The 16,891-nt window shown below is 66.4% G+C and carries 17 protein-coding genes; 11 read left to right on the top strand and 6 right to left on the bottom strand.

Annotated elements, in window-relative coordinates:
* Positions 1-59: 59 nt before the first annotated feature.
* Positions 60-605 carry a thioesterase family protein gene (locus tag FNL14_RS12700; protein WP_142060568.1) on the top strand — a complete coding sequence of 182 codons (546 nt, stop codon included), beginning with the start codon at positions 60-62 and terminating at the stop codon, positions 603-605.
* 29 nt (positions 606-634) lie between these two features.
* Here FNL14_RS12700 and FNL14_RS12695 read toward each other — a convergent pair whose 3' ends face one another.
* Positions 635-1,435 carry an ABC transporter permease subunit gene (locus tag FNL14_RS12695; RefSeq protein WP_142060567.1) on the bottom strand — a complete coding sequence of 267 codons (801 nt, stop codon included), beginning with the start codon at positions 1,433-1,435 and terminating at the stop codon, positions 635-637.
* A complete protein-coding gene (locus FNL14_RS12690; protein WP_142060562.1) occupies positions 1,432-2,355 on the bottom strand; it encodes an ABC transporter ATP-binding protein in 924 nt (307 codons plus the stop codon). Before FNL14_RS12690 ends, FNL14_RS12695 begins: the two co-directional genes overlap by 4 nt.
* Before the next feature lie 158 nt (positions 2,356-2,513).
* Here FNL14_RS12690 and FNL14_RS12685 point away from each other — a divergent pair, with 158 nt between their 5' ends.
* Positions 2,514-2,936: a co-chaperone YbbN gene (locus FNL14_RS12685; protein ID WP_142060560.1), complete on the top strand. Its 423-nt coding sequence runs from the start codon at positions 2,514-2,516 to the stop codon at positions 2,934-2,936.
* Between the two features lie 92 nt (positions 2,937-3,028).
* Here the strand turns inward: FNL14_RS12685 and FNL14_RS12680 are convergent, their stop codons facing one another.
* The gene (locus FNL14_RS12680; RefSeq protein ID WP_091417048.1) at positions 3,029-3,307 is read right to left on the bottom strand and encodes a putative quinol monooxygenase; all 279 of its coding nucleotides are present in this window, start codon (positions 3,305-3,307) and stop codon (positions 3,029-3,031) included.
* A gap of 114 nt (positions 3,308-3,421) precedes the next feature.
* Between FNL14_RS12680 and FNL14_RS12675 the strand changes: the two genes are divergently transcribed.
* Entirely contained in the window at positions 3,422-5,143 is a 1,722-nt protein-coding gene (locus tag FNL14_RS12675; RefSeq protein ID WP_142060558.1) for an AMP-binding protein, read from the top strand.
* A 132-nt stretch (positions 5,144-5,275) separates the two neighbouring features.
* Entirely contained in the window at positions 5,276-6,229 is a 954-nt protein-coding gene (locus tag FNL14_RS12670) for a hypothetical protein (RefSeq protein WP_142060556.1), read from the top strand.
* Positions 6,230-6,370: 141 nt separating this feature from the next.
* On the opposite strand, the gene FNL14_RS12665 is transcribed toward FNL14_RS12670, so the two are convergent.
* A complete protein-coding gene (locus FNL14_RS12665) occupies positions 6,371-7,354 on the bottom strand; it encodes a DNA-3-methyladenine glycosylase (RefSeq protein WP_142060554.1) in 984 nt (327 codons plus the stop codon).
* Between the two features lie 141 nt (positions 7,355-7,495).
* Here FNL14_RS12665 and FNL14_RS12660 point away from each other — a divergent pair, with 141 nt between their 5' ends.
* The 7 genes from FNL14_RS12660 (at position 7,496) to FNL14_RS12630 (ending at position 14,111) form a co-directional block, all read left to right on the top strand.
* The gene (locus FNL14_RS12660; RefSeq protein ID WP_091416125.1) at positions 7,496-7,888 is read left to right on the top strand and encodes a VOC family protein; all 393 of its coding nucleotides are present in this window, start codon (positions 7,496-7,498) and stop codon (positions 7,886-7,888) included.
* 41 nt (positions 7,889-7,929) lie between these two features.
* Positions 7,930-9,315, top strand: a complete 1,386-nt coding sequence (locus tag FNL14_RS12655; RefSeq protein WP_142060552.1) for a cystathionine beta-synthase — start codon at positions 7,930-7,932, stop codon at positions 9,313-9,315.
* 37 nt (positions 9,316-9,352) lie between these two features.
* Positions 9,353-10,516, top strand: coding sequence for a cystathionine gamma-synthase (locus FNL14_RS12650; protein WP_142060550.1), 1,164 nt, complete (start codon positions 9,353-9,355; stop codon positions 10,514-10,516).
* 47 nt (positions 10,517-10,563) lie between these two features.
* On the top strand, positions 10,564-11,073 hold the full coding sequence (locus FNL14_RS12645) for a helix-turn-helix domain-containing protein (RefSeq protein ID WP_142060548.1): 510 nt from the start codon (positions 10,564-10,566) through the stop codon (positions 11,071-11,073).
* Positions 11,074-11,198: 125 nt separating this feature from the next.
* Entirely contained in the window at positions 11,199-12,473 is a 1,275-nt protein-coding gene (locus FNL14_RS12640; protein WP_255470820.1) for an MFS transporter, read from the top strand.
* Positions 12,474-12,496: 23 nt separating this feature from the next.
* Complete coding sequence (locus tag FNL14_RS12635) at positions 12,497-13,267, top strand: SDR family oxidoreductase (protein ID WP_142060543.1); 771 nt, start codon at positions 12,497-12,499, stop codon at positions 13,265-13,267.
* A gap of 46 nt (positions 13,268-13,313) precedes the next feature.
* The gene (locus tag FNL14_RS12630; protein WP_142060541.1) at positions 13,314-14,111 is read left to right on the top strand and encodes an alpha/beta fold hydrolase; all 798 of its coding nucleotides are present in this window, start codon (positions 13,314-13,316) and stop codon (positions 14,109-14,111) included.
* A gap of 83 nt (positions 14,112-14,194) precedes the next feature.
* On the opposite strand, the gene FNL14_RS12625 is transcribed toward FNL14_RS12630, so the two are convergent.
* Positions 14,195-15,370 carry an acyl-CoA dehydrogenase family protein gene (locus FNL14_RS12625; protein ID WP_181762621.1) on the bottom strand — a complete coding sequence of 392 codons (1,176 nt, stop codon included), beginning with the start codon at positions 15,368-15,370 and terminating at the stop codon, positions 14,195-14,197.
* Positions 15,367-16,872, bottom strand: a complete 1,506-nt coding sequence (locus FNL14_RS12620) for an APC family permease (protein WP_142060539.1) — start codon at positions 16,870-16,872, stop codon at positions 15,367-15,369. Before FNL14_RS12620 ends, FNL14_RS12625 begins: the two co-directional genes overlap by 4 nt.
* Between the last annotated feature and the right edge of the window lie 19 nt (positions 16,873-16,891).

Raw genomic sequence — 16,891 nt, 5'->3', positions numbered from 1 at the left:
AGGCTTAACAGCCTCGATGTCTGGCTGACCCCAAAGTTACCCGCAGGTAACATGAGTGAATGCACTTGCTGTTGAGAACCCTCCTGCTGCTCATCACCCCGTCGCGCCAGCCGCCGCTGACCGTCTGGGACCATTCGTCGCTGCCGCTGCGTGTGCTGCCCACGGACATCGACATTGCCATGCACGTCAACAACGGGATGTACCTGTCCCTGATGGACCTTGGCCGGTTTGACCTGATGGTCCGTTCCGGCGTCTGGATGCGGATGCGGCGGCGGGGCTGGAGCCCGGTCGTGTCCGCGGAAACCATCTCGTTCCGCAAGTCCCTGCAACTGTGGCAGCACTACACCATCGAAACCAGGATCATCGGGCTGGACGCGAAGGCCATCTACTTTGAGCAGCGTATGGTGGCCGACGGCGAGATTTACGCCCGCGCCTACATCGCCACCCGCCTGGTCCACCAGGGTCGGCCCGTCAGCCAGGAGGAGATCCTGCGCGAGTTTGGCGAGCCCCCCGCAGACCTGGTTCTTCCCGAATGGGTCCATGAGTGGCGGGCCTCCAGCGCGCTGCCCGGGAGCCGGACGCCGGCGCCGCACGCCTGGGCCTAGATGTCCCTGGCCGCCACTGCCCGGCGGCCTTAGGCGCCCACATCACGCCGTTCGAGTGCGACGGCGGCGAGCACCACGAGTGCCGCGGCGATGCCCCACAGCCACCCGGCCGCAGCCCAGTCCGCGCCGTTGGCAACGGGAGAGTTGCTGTACGCCCAGTGGTACGGGCTCAGGTCCAGCAGCCACTCCACGTCCTGGCTCTGGCGGCCCACGGCGTTGAACACGTACCCGAGCACCCCCACCGCAGCCCCGGCGAAGATGCCGTGGATCCTGCGGCCGGTGATGGTACCCACGCACAGGGCGGCGGTGCCGCTGAGCAGTGCCAGCCCGGCGAACAGGACGGTGGCACCGAACAGGTTGCCCGGCTCGATCCCCAGCCGGGAGGGGCCGTTCAGCAAGGACACCAGGACGAAAACCAGGCCAGCCAGGACCAGCACCCGCAACAACAGCGCCAGGGCCCGTTCCAAGACCACCTGGACCCGCCGCACACCGTGGGCGAGCGTCAGCTCCAGTTGCCCGGACTCCTCATCCCCGCCGACGGCCGCCGCTCCCCAAGCCACGGAGGCGATGGTCATCAACAGGAAGCCGATCAGGCCGAACAGGGTGGCCTGCGTATAGCCGGGGCCGGTGGCGATCTGGTCGTAGTTCAGGGCTTTGGTCATTTCGGCGGGCAGGGCGTTGATCATGTCCTGCATCTGGGCGCTGCCGCCAATGGAGGGGTACAGGGGCAGGTAGAGGAACGCTGCGGCCGCCAGTCCAGCGGCCCAGGCGAGCGTGGACCGCCACGTATCAAAGAAGGCCCGGCGGAACAGCGGGAGGCGTGTTCTCACTGCGCCTCCTCCGGCTGGGCGGAATACATCTTCAGCACGGCATCCTCCAGGTCGGGTTCCTCCAGGACGAGATCGGTCAGCTGCAGGGATCCGAGGATCCGCACCAACGGCTGGATGGGGCCTTCCAGCAGGGCCGACAGCGTGACGGTGCCGTCGGACTCCAGCACCTCCACCTGTCCGACGCCGGGTACCCCGGCCAGCAGCGCAACGGCGTCGTGCGGCGTTATTCCGGCAGCGGTGATGCGGACGCGGCGCACTGCACCTTCGCGAAGCCCGCTCACCGATTCCACGGCGATGATGTGTCCGTCCCGGAGGATGGCCACCGTGTCCGCCGTCTGCTGGACCTCGCTCAGCACGTGTGAACTGAGGAAGATAGTCTGGCCCCGGTGCCGGGCTTCCCGGACCATCGCATGGAATTCCTGCTGAACCAGCGGATCCAGGCCGCTGGTGGGCTCGTCGAGCACCAGCAGCTCGGGCTGGTGCATAAAGGCCTGCAGCAGGCCGAGCTTCTGTTTGTTGCCCTTGGAAAGTTTGCGTGTATGGCGGTCCAGGTCCAGTCCCAGGCGTTCGGCCAGTTCGTTGATCCGGCCGGCCGGAACTGGACCGCTCACCGCCTCATAATGCGCCAGCAGCTTGCGGCCGGTCACCCGGCCCTCAAGGAACAGCTCGCCGGGCAGGTAGCCGATGCGGCGCCGCAGCTCCGGCCCGCCCTTCCGCGGATCCACACCCAGCACCCGCACTTCGCCTGCCGTGGGGCGGATGATGTCCAGGAGGCAGCGCATGGTGGTGGTCTTCCCGGCACCGTTGGGCCCGATCACGCCGAACACCGAGCCGGCTTCCACCGAGAAGTCGATCCCGTGCAGCACCTCGCGGCGGCCGAAACTCTTGGTCAGCGACCGGGCCGAAATCGCGATAGCCATAAGCCCTCCCGTGGACCGCACCGAACGCTGATGACCCTCAGAATAGGCGCCCGGGTGCAAGCTGTATATGCGCCGGGCACTCTTATTCCCGATGACGCGGGGAGCGAACAAGCGGCCCTGGCCAAGACATCCCGGCCACGCACGCGTACGGTTGAAACATGGCTACCGTTGACATCACTGGCGAACAGTTCGCATCAACCATCGAAGGCAACGACATTGTCCTGGTGGATTTCTGGGCAGAATGGTGCGGCCCCTGCAAGCAGTTCGGGCCCACGTACTCCGCCGTTTCCGAGAAGCACCCGGATGTCCTCTTCACCAAGGTGGACACAGAGGCCGAGCAGCAGCTGGCCGCCGAGGCAGGCATCTCGTCCATCCCCACGCTGATGGCTTTCCGCGAAAAGGTGCTGGTGTTCTCACAGCCCGGCGCGTTGAACTCCCAGCAGCTGGAACAAGTTGTGGATGCCGTCAAGGCCCTGGACATGGACGAGGTCCACGCCCACGTGGCACGCCAGCGCGAAGAAGCAGCCGCGGCCAGCAACTCGGCGGGACCCCAGGACGGCTCCCAGATCCCGGATCTCTAAACCCTTCTTAACTGCAACGCGGGGTCACTTTACGCCCAAGAACTTCGGTTCTTTGGGCGCAAAGTGACCCCGCGTTGTTCGTGTGAAAGGGGCTACAGGCGTTCCAGCTTGACGGGCTCGGCCAGCAATGCGCTCAGGGACTCGTTCAGGTCCTGGACGGCGATGCCCTTGGAGTGCTTGGCCAGATCCTCCTCCGAGGCCCACTGTTCGGTCAGGACCAGCTTGTCCTCGGTGGCTTCGGTCAGCTCATAGCGGATGCAGCCGGGTTCGTTCACCACCTCGTCGATGGCGATTTCCAGGGCCAGCTTTACACGGTAAAACTCGCCGTCGTTGGGGATGAACGTTGCCTGCAGGTCAATGGGAGAACTCATGGATTTCACAATACCGGCCACCGGCTGCAGCCCCGCTCCTGTTTACGCGGGCCATCCGACTGTTGCACCGCCTCAATCCTTTGTTTGCCCGGGGCCGCTTGGTAGCGTGCCCTCATGCGCGCTTACACAGCCGGGGACACTGACGTCCCGTTGCTCGAGGAGACCATCGGCGGGAACTTCGAAAAAATGGTGGCCAGGTTCCCGCTCCACGACGCACTGATCGAGGCCGCTCCGGTGCCCGGTGCGGACGCGAGGCGGTGGAGCTACACCAAAATGAACGACGACGTCGACCGCCTGGCGCGCGCACTGCTCGCCATGGGCGTCGCCAAAGGGGAGCGGGTGGGGATCTGGAGTCCGAACTGCGCCGAGTGGACGCTGCTCCAGTACGCAACGGCCAAGGTGGGTGCCATCCTGGTGAACGTCAATCCCGCCTACCGCAGCCACGAGCTGGAGTTCGTGGTCAAGCAGAACGGGATGCGGATGCTGGTCGCCGCGCCCTCGGACCGGAACAGCGATTATGTAGGGATGGCCCGCCATGCGCTCGCGGAGTGCCCGGATCTTCGCGAACTTGTGTTCCTGCCCCCACCCGGTGGGGAAGGGGCCGGCGGGAAAGGGTCCAGCGGGGACGGGACCGGCGGCGAATGGTTCGACGGCGCCGTCCCGCTCAATGACGCGGAACTGACGTACGCCGAGCTGCTTCGGCGGGCGGACGCTGTCGGACATGCCGCGCTGAAGACGCGCATGGCGGAATTGAGCCCGCACGACCCCATCAACCTCCAGTACACCTCGGGGACTACCGGCTTTCCCAAGGGCGCCACGCTGACCCACCACAACATCCTGAACAACGGCTACTCGATCGGGGAGCTGCTGGGCTACACGGAGCACGACCGGGTGGTGATTCCGGTGCCGTTCTACCACTGCTTCGGCATGGTGATCGGCAACCTGAACGCCCTGAGCCACGGTGCTGCCACCATCATCCCGGGCAGGGGCTTCAACCCGGCCGCTGCGCTGGAAGCCGTGCAGGACTTCGGCGGAACGTCGTTGTATGGGGTGCCCACCATGTTCATCGCAGAACTGGCGCTGCCGGACTTCGCCTCCTACGACCTCTCCACCCTCCGCACTGGCGTGATGGCCGGTTCGCTGTGCCCCATCGAGGTGATGAACAGGGTGATCTCCGAGATGAACATGCGCGACGTGGCCATCTGCTACGGGATGACGGAGACCTCGCCCGTGTCCACCATGACCCGCGACGGGGACACCCTGCAGCACCGGACGGAAACCGTGGGCCGGACCATGCCGCACCTGGAAAGCAAGATCGTTGATCCGGGTTCGGATGAGGTCCTGGAAAGGGGACAGATCGGCGAACTGTGCACCCGGGGCTACGCAGTGATGGAGGGGTACTGGAACCAGCCGGACAAGACCGCCGAGGCCATCGACGCCGACGGCTGGATCCATACCGGTGACCTGGCCCGCATGGACGACGACGGCTACGTGGTGGTGGAGGGCAGGATCAAGGACATGGTGATCCGGGGCGGCGAGAACATCTATCCGCGCGAAATCGAGGAGTTCCTCTACACCCACCCGTCCATCCAGGATGTGCAGGTCATCGGGGTGCCGGACGTCAAGTACGGGGAGGAACTGATGGCCTGCATCATCCTCAAGCCGGGTGCTGAACCGCTGGACGCTTCCGCCGTTGCCGAATTTTGCCGCGGGAAGCTGGCACACTACAAGATTCCCCGCTACGTCGACGTACGGGAGAGTTTTCCGATGACGGTGTCCGGGAAGATCCGCAAGGTGGAGATGCGCGAGGAAGCCGTGGCCAGGCTGGGCCTCTAACTCCAACGCGGGGTCAGATCTGGCCCAAAAACCGCGGCTTATTGGGCAAGATCTGACCCCGCGTTGGATGGATGGACCTATGCCTGTGGATAACTTCAGAAGGTCTTGCTTGTGGGGTGCACACTTGGTGCCATGGTTACCGCCAGGCCACTTCCCGAGACTCTCGCCAAGCTGCCTTTTACGATCTACGAGGCACGCGACCTTGGCGTTGCGCCAAAGCGTTTGCGCGCAAAGGACCTTGTTGGGGCAGGGCGGCTGATTCGGGCCCATGCCGGGCGGGAGCTTGAGCTGGCTGAACGGGCCCGTGTGCTTTGCACGGCGACCCCGGATGCCTGGGTGTCCCATGAAACAGCTGCCATCCTCTGCGGGCTGGGGCTTCCTCCCTGGCTGGGCAACGACCAGCGCATCCATCTCAGCAAGCCGCACAGCCTGCCGCGTGTCCGCCGGGCCGGGATCATCGCTCACCGGGTGCATATGATCCCTGGTGAAGTGGTGGAGATTGATGGAATCAGGGTCACCGGGCCAGCAAGGACGTGGCTGGACCTGGCCCATGAGCTGCCCCTCCGATATCTCGTGGCCATGGGAGACCAACTGATCCGGATTCCACGCCCTGAACTGGAGTTCCGCAACGAGCCGTTTGCTTACAAAGAAGGGCTGCGCCTGCTGATCCGGCAGCATCCCAACATGAAGGGAGTGGAAAAGGCGCGCCTTGCCCTTGACGAGATGCGGGTGGGGTCGGATTCTTTTCCGGAGACATTCCTTCGGCTTGCGATGCTGGACGCGCACCTGCCCGAGCCGGAACTGCAGCTCCGCCTTGATCCCGACGATCCGCGGTCGCCGGCAGCCGACCTTGGGTATCGGAAGTACCGGATCGCTGTGCAGTACGACGGCGAACATCACCGTTCGAGGGAGCAGCAGTCACGCGATAATCGCCGCGATGAATTCTTCATCAACGCCGGTTGGTCCTATTTCAAGCCAAACGCGGACGACCTCGCCGACGGCTTCCTGGATCTCATCGCCAGGATGAAACAAGCACGCCGATCCTCGCAAAACCCGTCTTCTCAAACAACGCGGGGTCAGGTTTAGCCCAAAAACCGGGGTCTATTAGGCCACGAGTGACCCCGCGTTGCAGTAATGGAGCGTGACCCCGCGTTGCAGTAATGGAGCGTGACCCCGCGTTGCAGTAGTCGGGAGTGACCCCGCGTTGCAGTAATCCAAGCAACAGAGTCAGTGCCGGCGGTGGTCCTGGATGGTCATCCGCGGGCCGAAGGTGGGTTTCCGGAAGCCTGTGCTCTGGATCATCCGCACCACCCGCTGCCGGTGCCCCTGCCAGGGTGCCAGCAGCCGGAGCATGCCGGCGTCGTCCGTCCGCCGGCCCGTCAGCGCCGCGCCGACGTACGCGGCCAGGTGGTAGTCGCCCACCGAGATGGAGTCCGGGCAGCCATGCGTCCGCTGCACCACCTCGGCCGCCGTCCAGATGCCGATGCCCGGGATGGTCTGCATCTTTGCTGCCGCCTCCGGCGCCGGCAGTGCTGCCAGCCGTTCAAGCGCGACGGCGGAACGCAGCGCCCGCATCACGGTGGCCGAGCGCTGTGGTCCCACCCCCGCCTTGTGCCACTCCCAGCTGGGGATCTGTGCCCACTGTGCTGGGGTGGGCGGCAGCATCAGGGTACCGGGAGCCAGCAGCCCTGCCTGCGGTGCGGGGGAGCCGTAGCGGTGCACCAGGTAGCGGTAGGCCCGGCGGGCCTCGATCACGGTCACTTTCTGTTCAAGGATGATGGGCACGAGCTGGTCGATCATCCGCCCGGTGGAGGGAAGCCGGAGGGCCAGGCTCCGCCGCCGCGCCTCCCGGACCATGTGGGGGAGCGTGGCGTGGAACGCCGGCTCATCAAAGGCGCTCCAGTCATCCTCCGCGCCCATGAGCCGGGGCACTGAGCCGATCACTGAGCCTGCTCCCGGACCCCACGCCTGGACGTCCACCCGGAACTCGAGTTCGGCGCTGCCGGCGGGGCTGAGGCGCACGGTGGCGGGCCCGTCCGGCGTCGTGAAGGCATTCCAGATGACTCCACCCTGGACGCTGAAAGACGGATCACTATTGCCGCGCAGGAGCGGGCCCAAGGTGCGGGCAAGGTCATACGGGCCGCCCGGATACCAGCGGAGAGAGGCGTCCGCGGCGGCGGAAAGCCGCGCGGGTGCCTCTGCAATGGTCATACTGCCATCGTCCCATGGCACACGGACAATGCGCCCGCCGGGGTTCCAGCCGGGCCCTTAATCCACGGCGTGCAAAGGACTAGACTCCCAGGTGTGGCGCGGGGCGTCCGCGCCTTCACTTCGCATTCAAAGGAGCATGCAGTGGCTGGAGTTGTGCATTTCGAGATCCCCGCCGACGACAAGGAACGCGCCAACGGCTTTTACCAAAGCGCATTCGGTTGGAACCTGAGCCCCATGCAGGGGATGGACTACACCATCGCCATCACCACGCCATCGGACCAGCAAACAGGGATGCCAAGCGCGCCCGGTGCCATCAACGGTGCCCTGTTCCCGCGCACGGACAACCTCAGGACGCCCATCATCACCATCGACGTCGAGGACATGGACGCCGCCCTGGCGCAGGTGGAATCCGCCGGCGGTTCGGTGGCCCAGGCCAAGGACGCCGTTCCCGGCATGGGTTACTACGCCTACTTCAAGGACACCGAAGGCAACATCATGGGCCTCTGGCAGACGGATTCCTCGGCAGGGAGCTGACTGACGGGGCAGGCGCCCGCGAAAGCGGTAGCTTTGTACTCATGAAGTACGCCCAGTCCGTCCTGGACCTCATCGGCAATACCCCGCTCATCAAGCTCAACCACGTGACGGACGGCATCAAAGCCACCGTCCTGGTCAAACTGGAATACGTGAACCCGGGCGGATCCATCAAGGACCGCATCGCGGCCAAAATGATCGAGGACGCCGAGCGGGACGGCAAGCTGAAGCCCGGAGGCACCATCATCGAACCCACCTCCGGCAACACGGGGGTGGGCTTGGCTCTTGTCGCCCAGCAGAAGGGCTACAAGTGCATTTTTGTGGTGCCGGACAAGGTGGGCGAGGACAAACGGGCCGTCCTGCAGGCCTACGGCGCCGAAGTGGTGGTCACGCCGACGGCCGTTCCGCCGGACAGCCCGCAGAGCTACTACGGTGTCTCGGACCGGCTGGTGCGCGAAACGCCTGGCGCATACAAACCGGACCAGTTCTCCAATCCGGCAGCGCCGGGCAGCCATTATGAGACCACGGGCCCGGAAATCTGGCGCGATACCGACGGCAAGGTCACCCACTGCGTGATCGGCGCCGGCACCGGCGGCACCATCACCGGCACCGGCCGGTACCTCAAGGAGGTTTCGGCCGGCAGGCCGGAGACCGACGGCGGACTGGTCCGGATCATCGGCGCCGACCCCGAAGGCTCGGTCTACTCCGGGGGCACCGGACGCCCCTACTTTGTGGAAGGCGTGGGGGAGGACATGTGGCCGGCGAACTACGACAAGTCCGTCCCGGACCAGGTCATCGCCGTCACCGACGCGGACTCGTTTGCCATGACCCGCCGCCTCGCCCGCGAGGAAGGCCTCCTCGTGGGCGGCTCCTCGGGGATGGCTGTAGTAGCCGCGCTGCAGGCGGCGCGGGACCTGCCGGAGAGTGCCGTCGTCGTCGTGATCCTGCCCGACTCCGGGCGCGGCTACCTGGCCAAAATCTTCAACGACCAGTGGATGCGGTCCTACGGTTTCCTCTCCGGCGGCGAGGAAACCTCCGTGGGTGAGGTGATCAAGTCCAAGAACGGCGAACTGCCGGACCTGGTGCACATCCACCCCAACGAATCCGTCCGCGACGTCATCAACATCATGAACGAGTTCGGTGTCAGCCACATCCCGGTCCTGTCCCAGGAGCCGCCCGTGGTCATGGGCGAGGTACTCGGTGCGGTGGATGAGCGCAGCCTCACGGCCAAGCTGTTCCGCGGGGAGGCCAAGCTGACGGACAAGATCGCCGAGCACATGGGCCCCAAGCTGCCCGTCATCGGTTCCCTGGAGACCATCTCTGCCGCGAGGGAGCTGCTCTCGGACGTAGATACGGTGATGGTCACGTTCGTGGGCGCCCCGGTGGGCATCCTTACCCGGCACGACCTCCTGGCCTACCTCAGCAACTGACCTGCACCTCCGACCTCCCTGCCCGATAAGGAGCACCATGTCCCTCCCGGAAAACCAAGGTTTCAACACCCGCGCCGTCCACGCCGGCCAGCCCTTCGAGCCGCGCACCGGTGCCGTGGTTCCGCCGCTGCACTTCAGCTCCACCTATGCCCAGGACGGAATCGGCGGGCTCCGCGACGGCTACGAGTACGGCCGCGGCGGCAACCCCACCCGGGACGCGCTGCAGGAACAGCTCGCCGCTTTGGAGGGCGGCACGCACGCCTACAGCTTCAGTTCCGGACTGGCGGCTGAGGACTCGCTCATCCGCGCCCTGACCCGGCCCGGCGACCACATCGTGCTCGGCAACGACGCCTACGGCGGGACCTACCGGCTCATCAGCCGCGTGCTGGGCGGATGGGGGATCGGCAACACCCCGGTGGACATGGCCAACCTCGACGCCGTCCGCCAGGCCGTCGCCGCCAACAAGACCCGCTTTGTGTGGGTGGAGACGCCGTCCAACCCGCTGATGAAGATCACAGACATCGCCGCGCTCGCAGAGATAGCGCACGACGCCGGGGCCCTCCTGGTCGTGGACAACACCTTCGCGTCGCCCTACCTGCAGACTCCGCTCGCCCTGGGTGCCGACGTGGTGGTCCACTCCACCACCAAATACATTGGCGGGCATTCGGACGTGGTGGGTGGCGCCGTGGTGGTCAAGGACGCCGAACTGGCCGAGAAGATCGGCTTTGTCCAGTTCGCCGTGGGCGCCGTTTCAGGTCCGATGGATGCCTTCCTCACCACCCGCGGCCTGAAGACCCTGGGTGTGCGGATGGACCGGCACAGCCTCAACGGCCAGGCGGTTGCCGAATGGCTGCTGGAGCGCCCCGAAGTGGAGGCTGTCCTGTACCCGGGGCTGCCGTCCCACCCCGGCCACGAGCTCGCGAAGAAGCAAATGCGCAGCTTCGGCGGCATGGTGTCCGTGCAGTTCAAGGGCGGCGAGGCGGCTGCCCGGAAGGTGGCCGAATCAACCTCGGTGTTCACCCTGGCCGAGTCCCTGGGCGGAATCGAATCGCTGATGAACTACCCGTCAGAAATGACGCACGCGTCTGTCAAGGGCACCGAGCTCGCTGTCCCGGTGAACCTCCTCCGGCTGTCGTGCGGCATAGAGGACGTGGAGGACCTGGTGGCGGACCTCGAGCAGGCGTTCTCGTCCATCCCTTAAGGGCGCTCGTGCTGGCTTTCTTCAAGAAAGTCAGCTAGGGTCCCCATATGGCACTCCGATCTGACTGGTCCCGGCGCAACTGCAGCATGGCCCGTGGCCTGGATATCCTGGGCGATCCCTGGACCATCCTGGTCCTCCGGGAAGTGTTCTTCGGAAACGGGCGCTTCGACGCGATGAAATCCCGGCTGGAGGTGGCCGACTCCGTGCTCACCAAACGCCTGGCCGGCCTCGTGGAGTCGGGGCTGCTGACCAAAAGGGCGTACGACGACGGCGGCCGCACCAGGGGCGAGTATGTCCTGACTGAGAAGGGTGAAGACGCCCTCCCGGTGCTGAACGCTGTCACCATCTGGTCGGAGAAACACTTGCCCGCACCGTCCGAGCAGGCGCACATGTACGTCATCCATTCGGGCTGCGGGCAGCGCACCAGCTCCGCCGACACCTGCACCCACTGCGGTGACCGCCTGACCGCGGCCAACACCAGCTGGCACAGCCAGACCAGGACACCATCGCCGGTGGAGCTCGCCACCGCCGCATCGCCGAAGGGAACAGCCGCGTGAGCGACGACAAGCCCACCCACGGAAGCACCACAGCACCGGCCGCCAGCCTGCTCCCTGGCGACGGAAGCGCCAATGCCGCATCCGCCGTCGTCCGCCCGCAGGACAATCCGCCGCGGCGGCGGCGCCTGCACCCGGCCTGGATCGTTGCCGCCGTCGCGTTCCTCGCGCTGGTGGGAGCTGCCGGTTTCCGGGCTGCTCCGGGCGTGCTGATGGTGCCCCTGCAGCAGGAGTTCGGCTGGTCCACCACGGTGTTGTCCGGGGCCGTCAGCATCAACCTGGTCCTGTTCGGGCTGACGGCGCCGTTCGCCGCGGCGCTGATGGAGCGCTTTGGCATCCGGGCGGTGACGGCAACGGCGCTGGTGCTGATCGGTGCCGGCAGTGCGCTCACGGTGCTGGTGAACCAGTCATGGCAGATCCTGCTGACGTGGGGCCTGCTGATCGGGCTGGGCACCGGGTCCATGGCGCTGGTGTTCGCTGCCACCATCGCCAATACCTGGTTCGTCAAAAACCGTGGGCTCGTGATCGGCATCCTCACCGCAGGAAGCGCCGCCGGCCAGCTGGTCTTCCTCCCGTTCATCGCCGTGCTCGCCCAGGATCCGGGTTGGCGGCAGGCGTCGCTACTCATCGCGGCAGGTGCCCTGGCGGTGGTGCCGCTGGTGCTGAAGTTCCTCAAGAACTCGCCGGCCGACGCCGGTGCGCTGCCATACGGTGCGGAACAGCCCAATGCAGGAACCCTCCGGGCACCGTCCGTGGACAGTGGTCCCCGCGCCAACGCCGCTGTACGCGCCCTGCAGGTGCTGAAGCGGGCCAGCAAGGTCCGCACCTTCTGGGCCCTGGTGGCGGGCTTCGCGATCTGCGGCGCCACCACCAACGGGCTGATCGGCACCCACTTCATCCCCTCCGCCCACGACCACGGGATGCCCGAAACCACCGCCGCGGGGCTGCTCGCCGTCGTCGGGATCTTCGATATTGTGGGCACCATCGCCTCGGGCTGGCTGACCGACCGGTTCAACCCCCGCATCCTGTTGGCTGTCTACTACCAGTTCCGGGGCATCGGCCTGCTGGTGCTGCCCCTCCTCCTGAGCGCCGAGGTGCAGCCCAGCATGATCGTCTTCGTGGTGATCTACGGCCTGGACTGGGTGGCCACCGTGCCGCCGACCGCCGCCATCTGCCGCGAAACCTTCGGCGCGGACGGCAGCGTGGTGTTCGGCTGGGTGTTCGCCGCGCACCAGCTCGGGGCCGCCGCCGCGGCCCTGGCCGCCGGCGCCATCCGCGACTCCACCGGACAGTACACCTACGCCTGGTTCGGCGCGGCGGCCATGTGCACCATCGCCGCGGTCATCAGCGCCACCATCCGCAGGCACGCCGCCCCGCGGGAAGAGCCGGTCGCCGTGGCTTAACGCCGCGCCATTAGGCTGGTGCCATGGAACCCCTTGTGCCGGGCGCTGCCCGCAACACTGCCTTGATCACGGGTGCCGGCCGCCTTGCCGGCATCGGTGCGGGAATCGCCCGGCAACTGGCGGCCGAAGGCTGGGACCTGGTCCTGGCCTACTGGCAGGACTACGATGCCCGGATGCCGTGGGGGAGCGGGCCGGACGACGTCGTGCGCCTGACCGCCGAGCTGGAGGCGATCGGCGCCCAGGTGCATACCCTGCCGGCGGACCTGGAGGACCCGGCCGCCGCAGAGCAGTTGCTCGCCGAAGCCGTCCGGCTGGCAGGGCCGCTGCAGGGACTGGTGCTCAGCCACACCGAGTCCGTTGATTCGGGAATCCTGGATACCAGCCTGGAATCCTTCGAGCGACACTTTGCCGTTAATACGCGTGCCAGCTGGCAGCTGATTGCCGCCTTCGCCCGGCACGTGACGGACGACGGCGGCGCGATCGTGGCCCTGACCAGTGACCACACAGCGTTCAACCTTCCCTACGGCGCGTCGAAGGGGGCCCTGGACAGGATCGTGATTGCCGCGGCGCGGGAGCTGGGGCCGATGGGTATCTCCGCCAACGTCCTGAACCCCGGGCCCGTGGACACAGGCTGGATGGACGACAAGGTCCGCTCAGCACTGACGGCGCAGCAGCCCACCGGCCGGCTGGGCACCGCCGCGGACGTGGCCGGCACAGTCGCATTCCTGCTCTCACCGGCCGGCCGCTGGGTCTCCGGCCAGCTCATCAAGTCCGACGGCGGCTTCTCGGCCTGACGCCTGCTCGTAGGCAACAGGCCTTCGCAGTCCTACAATCGCGGATATGGACGCCGTTGAGGTAGCCGGACTCAGGATTGCTTACCAGCAGGTGGGCAGCGGGCCGCCGCTGGTCCTCTTCCATGGTGCAGGCGATGACAGCAGGATTTGGCGTCAGCAACTGGAGGGCCTCTCCCGGGACTTCACCGTGATCGCCTGGGACGCTCCCGGATGCGGCCAGTCCGATGATCCTGCACCGGACCTCTCGGCCCCGGAGCTGGGCCTGCTCGCCGCCGGCTTCGTGGAGCAGGCCGTCCGCGGCAAGGGAAAGCCACATATCCTGGGCCTGTCCTGGGGCTCCATGGTGGCGCTTGAGTTATACAAGGGGTACCCGGACGTCCCTGCGTCATTGCTGCTGGTATCGGCCTATGCAGGCTGGGCAGGGTCGCTGCCGCCGGAGGAAGTGGACCGCCGGATTGCCATGGTGGAAGCGGAAATCGGGGAGCCGCCGGGAAAGTTCGTGCACGAGTGGCTGCCCACCCTGTTCACGCCCGCCGCCAACCCCGCTGTAGTCGCCGAGATTGCCGCCATCATGCTCGATGTCCGCCCGGCAAGCCTGCGGGCACTGCTCAGCGCGAGCGGACGTGCGGACTACCGCCACCTCCTGCCCACGATTACTGTTCCCACCCTCCTGATCTACGGCGAGGAAGACCAGCGCTCACCGCTGCCGGTGGCGCATGAGCTCCACCGGCAGATACCCGGGGCAGAGCTGACGGTGATTCCCGGCGCCGGACATCTGGTGTTCGCCGAAGCACCCGACGCCTTCAATGCCGAGGTCCGCCGCTTCCTGCAGGGTCAGGCATAAACCCCGCACCCAACTGAGTAGCGCTAAGTGTCGTTTTGGCGCTCCACAACGACACTTAGCGCTACCTAGTTGGGATGCATGGGTCAGCGGAAGGCGCCCAAGCCGGTGATGTGCTGGCCGAGGATCAGGGTGTGCACCTCGTCGGTGCCCTCATAGGTGCGCACCGACTCCAGGTTGGCCGCGTGCCGCAGCGGCGGGTAGTCCAGCGTGATCCCGTTGCCGCCCAGGATGGACCGGGCCTCGCGGGCAATGCGGATGGCTTCGCGGACGTTGTTCAGCTTGCCCAGCGAGATCTGCTCCGGCCGCAGCGTCCCGGCGTCTTTGAGCCGGCCCAGGTGCAGCGCCAGCAGCGTGCCCTTCTGGATCTCCACCAGCATGTTCACCAGCTTTTCCTGGGTCAGCTGGTAGCCGGCCAGCGGCTTGCCGAACTGGAGCCGCTCCTGAGAATACGCCAGTGCCGCCTGGTAGGAATCGCGGGCAGCGCCCATGGCGCCCCAGGCGATGCCGTACCGCGCTTCGTTCAGGCAAGTGAACGGCCCGCGCAGGCCGCGCGCCGCCGGGAGCAGGGCCTCCGGACCCAGCCGGACGTCGTCGAACACCACATCACACTGGATGGACGCACGCATGGACAGCTTCTGCGCGATCGGCGTGGCAGCCACGCCAGGCGTTCCGGCCGGCACGAGGAAGCCGTGCACGCCGTCGTCCGTCATGGCCCACACCACCATGACCCCGGCCACCGAAGCGAGCCCGATCCAGCGCTTGGCCCCGTTCAGCACCCAGCCGGCGTCGTCACCGGACCCGACGCGTCGGGCATACGTGGTCATCGAGGAGGGATCGGAACCGGCGGTAGGTTCGGTCAGCGCAAAGCAGCCGATGACTTCCCCGGCGGCCATCCGGGGGAGCCACTCCTGCTTCTGGTCCTCCGAGCCCCACGTGTGGATGGCGGTCATGGCCAACGAACCCTGCACCGAGACGAACGTGCGGATTCCGGAGTCCCCGGCTTCCAGTTCCATCGCCGCCAGGCCGTATTCGACGGCGGTCCGGCCGGGGCAGCCGTAGCCCTTCAGATGCATCCCCAGGACCCCGAGCTCACCCAGTTCCGGTGCGAGCTCGAGGGGAAAGACGGCGTCCTCATACCAGCGGGCGATGTCCGGCCTGATGCGCTGGTCCGTAAAGTCCCGGACCTTCTGCCGGAGGGCCAGTTCGTCCGCCGTCAGCAGCGAGTCAAGGGCAAGGACGTCAGACGGGTCAGGTGTCACGGTTTCCCCACAAAGTAGCTCTGGGTGGCGGGCAGGAACCGGCAGACGACAGCGAGGACCACACCCAGGGCCAGGAGCACCACGCCGCTGACAAAGGCACCGCCGACGCCGAAGATCCGGGTATCGCCGTACGCCGGGTCCCACATCTGTACCGCTGAAACGAAGAAGGCACCGGTCAGCAGCAGCGCACCCACGAGCGGCAGGATGCCCCGGAACCACAGGTTGCGCGCCGACTGCCGGAGCGTATTCCGGAAGAACCAGAAGCAGGCAAAGCCGGTCAAGGCGTAGTAGAAGGCGATGAAGAGGCTGATGGCGCTGATGGAGTCCGAGAGCAGGTTTTCGCTGAGGAAGCTCATGGCCACGTAGTAGGCAATGGCCGCGCCGCCCATCACCTGGGTGGAGAAGCCGGGTGTCTGGTTCTTTGGGTGCACCTCGCCGAACTTGGCGGGCAGGGCGCCGTGGACGCCCATGGACAAAGTGCCTCGGGCGGTGGGCAGGATGGTGGTCTGGGTGGAGGACAAGACGGAAGCCAGCACCGCGACGACGATCAGCCAGCCCCACGGCCCCAGCACCACGTCCTTCATGGCCAGGAAGACATCGTCCTGGTTCGCCTCGTTGCCGAGCCCGATTCCTTCCGTGCCCACCGTCGCGTACATCATCACCAGGAGCGCAACGGACACGTAGATTGCCACCAGGACGAACGCGGAGATCACGGCCCCGCGGCCCGGAGTGGTGGAGGGGTTCTCGGTTTCCTCGTTCACAGCCAGGCAGGTGTCCCAGCCCCAATAGATAAACAGGGCCAACAGGGCGCCGTGCACCACGGCGCCCGGGTCCGCGAAAGCACCGGCGGGGTTGAACCACTCAAAATCGAAGGGCTGGATGGTGGTCTCGCCACTGGCTGAACCCCTGATGATTCCCACCACGATGGCCACTGCGAAAATGCCCAGCGATATGTACTGCACATACGTCAGGACACGCTGCACGTGCTCGCCCAGGCGGATGCCGCGGTAATTGACCAGCGTCATCACGGCGATGAACAGCACGCCCGTGGCGGTCACCAATACTTTGTTTTCGGCCAGCGAGCCGTCACCCACCAGCAGCCACAGGTACTGGCCCGCCACCTGCGCGAGGTTGGCCAGGACGATGATGCCTGCGAGCGCGACACCCCAGCCGCCCAGCCAGCCTGCCCACGGTCCGAAGGCGCGTCGGGACCAGGTGAAGGTGGTGCCGCAGTCCGGGATGGCGCTGTTCAGTTCCCGGAAGGCGTAGGCGATGAACAGGACCGGGATAAAACCGATAAGCAGGATCAGGGGAGTGTAGTCCCCGTTCACTGCCACGATCAGTCCCAGGGTTGCGGCCAGCGAATACACCGGCGCGGTGGAGGCCAGGCCCAGCATGACGGAGTCGCCGAGGTCCAGGATGCCGGCCCGGAGTCCCTTGGCCGGGACGCCGGCGCCGGACGCTCCGCCCGGGCCTCCCGCCGTCGTGATCTCTGTGCTCATGCTGCCACCGGGGCCGGAA

The sequence above is a fragment of the Pseudarthrobacter sp. B4EP4b genome (assembly GCF_006680095.1).
In the GTDB taxonomy this organism is placed as follows: domain Bacteria; phylum Actinomycetota; class Actinomycetes; order Actinomycetales; family Micrococcaceae; genus Arthrobacter.
This window is presented reverse-complemented; position numbering and strand designations above follow the sequence as displayed.

Bases quoted from the DNA above. Each gene is read 5' to 3' on its own strand.
- FNL14_RS12630 (WP_142060541.1), top strand. From the start codon at position 13,314: ATGGACGCCGTTGAGGTAGCCGGACTCAGGATTGCTTACCAGCAGGTG.
- FNL14_RS12670 (WP_142060556.1), top strand. From the start codon at position 5,276: ATGGTTACCGCCAGGCCACTTCCCGAGACTCTCGCCAAGCTGCCTTTT.
- FNL14_RS12700 (WP_142060568.1), top strand. From the start codon at position 60: ATGCACTTGCTGTTGAGAACCCTCCTGCTGCTCATCACCCCGTCGCGC.
- FNL14_RS12685 (WP_142060560.1), top strand. From the start codon at position 2,514: ATGGCTACCGTTGACATCACTGGCGAACAGTTCGCATCAACCATCGAA.
- FNL14_RS12690 (WP_142060562.1), bottom strand. From the start codon at position 2,355: ATGGCTATCGCGATTTCGGCCCGGTCGCTGACCAAGAGTTTCGGCCGC.
- FNL14_RS12680 (WP_091417048.1), bottom strand. From the start codon at position 3,307: ATGAGTTCTCCCATTGACCTGCAGGCAACGTTCATCCCCAACGACGGC.
- FNL14_RS12665 (WP_142060554.1), bottom strand. From the start codon at position 7,354: ATGACCATTGCAGAGGCACCCGCGCGGCTTTCCGCCGCCGCGGACGCC.
- FNL14_RS12650 (WP_142060550.1), top strand. From the start codon at position 9,353: ATGTCCCTCCCGGAAAACCAAGGTTTCAACACCCGCGCCGTCCACGCC.
- FNL14_RS12645 (WP_142060548.1), top strand. From the start codon at position 10,564: ATGGCACTCCGATCTGACTGGTCCCGGCGCAACTGCAGCATGGCCCGT.
- FNL14_RS12620 (WP_142060539.1), bottom strand. From the start codon at position 16,872: ATGAGCACAGAGATCACGACGGCGGGAGGCCCGGGCGGAGCGTCCGGC.
- FNL14_RS12655 (WP_142060552.1), top strand. From the start codon at position 7,930: ATGAAGTACGCCCAGTCCGTCCTGGACCTCATCGGCAATACCCCGCTC.
- FNL14_RS12675 (WP_142060558.1), top strand. From the start codon at position 3,422: ATGCGCGCTTACACAGCCGGGGACACTGACGTCCCGTTGCTCGAGGAG.
- FNL14_RS12635 (WP_142060543.1), top strand. From the start codon at position 12,497: ATGGAACCCCTTGTGCCGGGCGCTGCCCGCAACACTGCCTTGATCACG.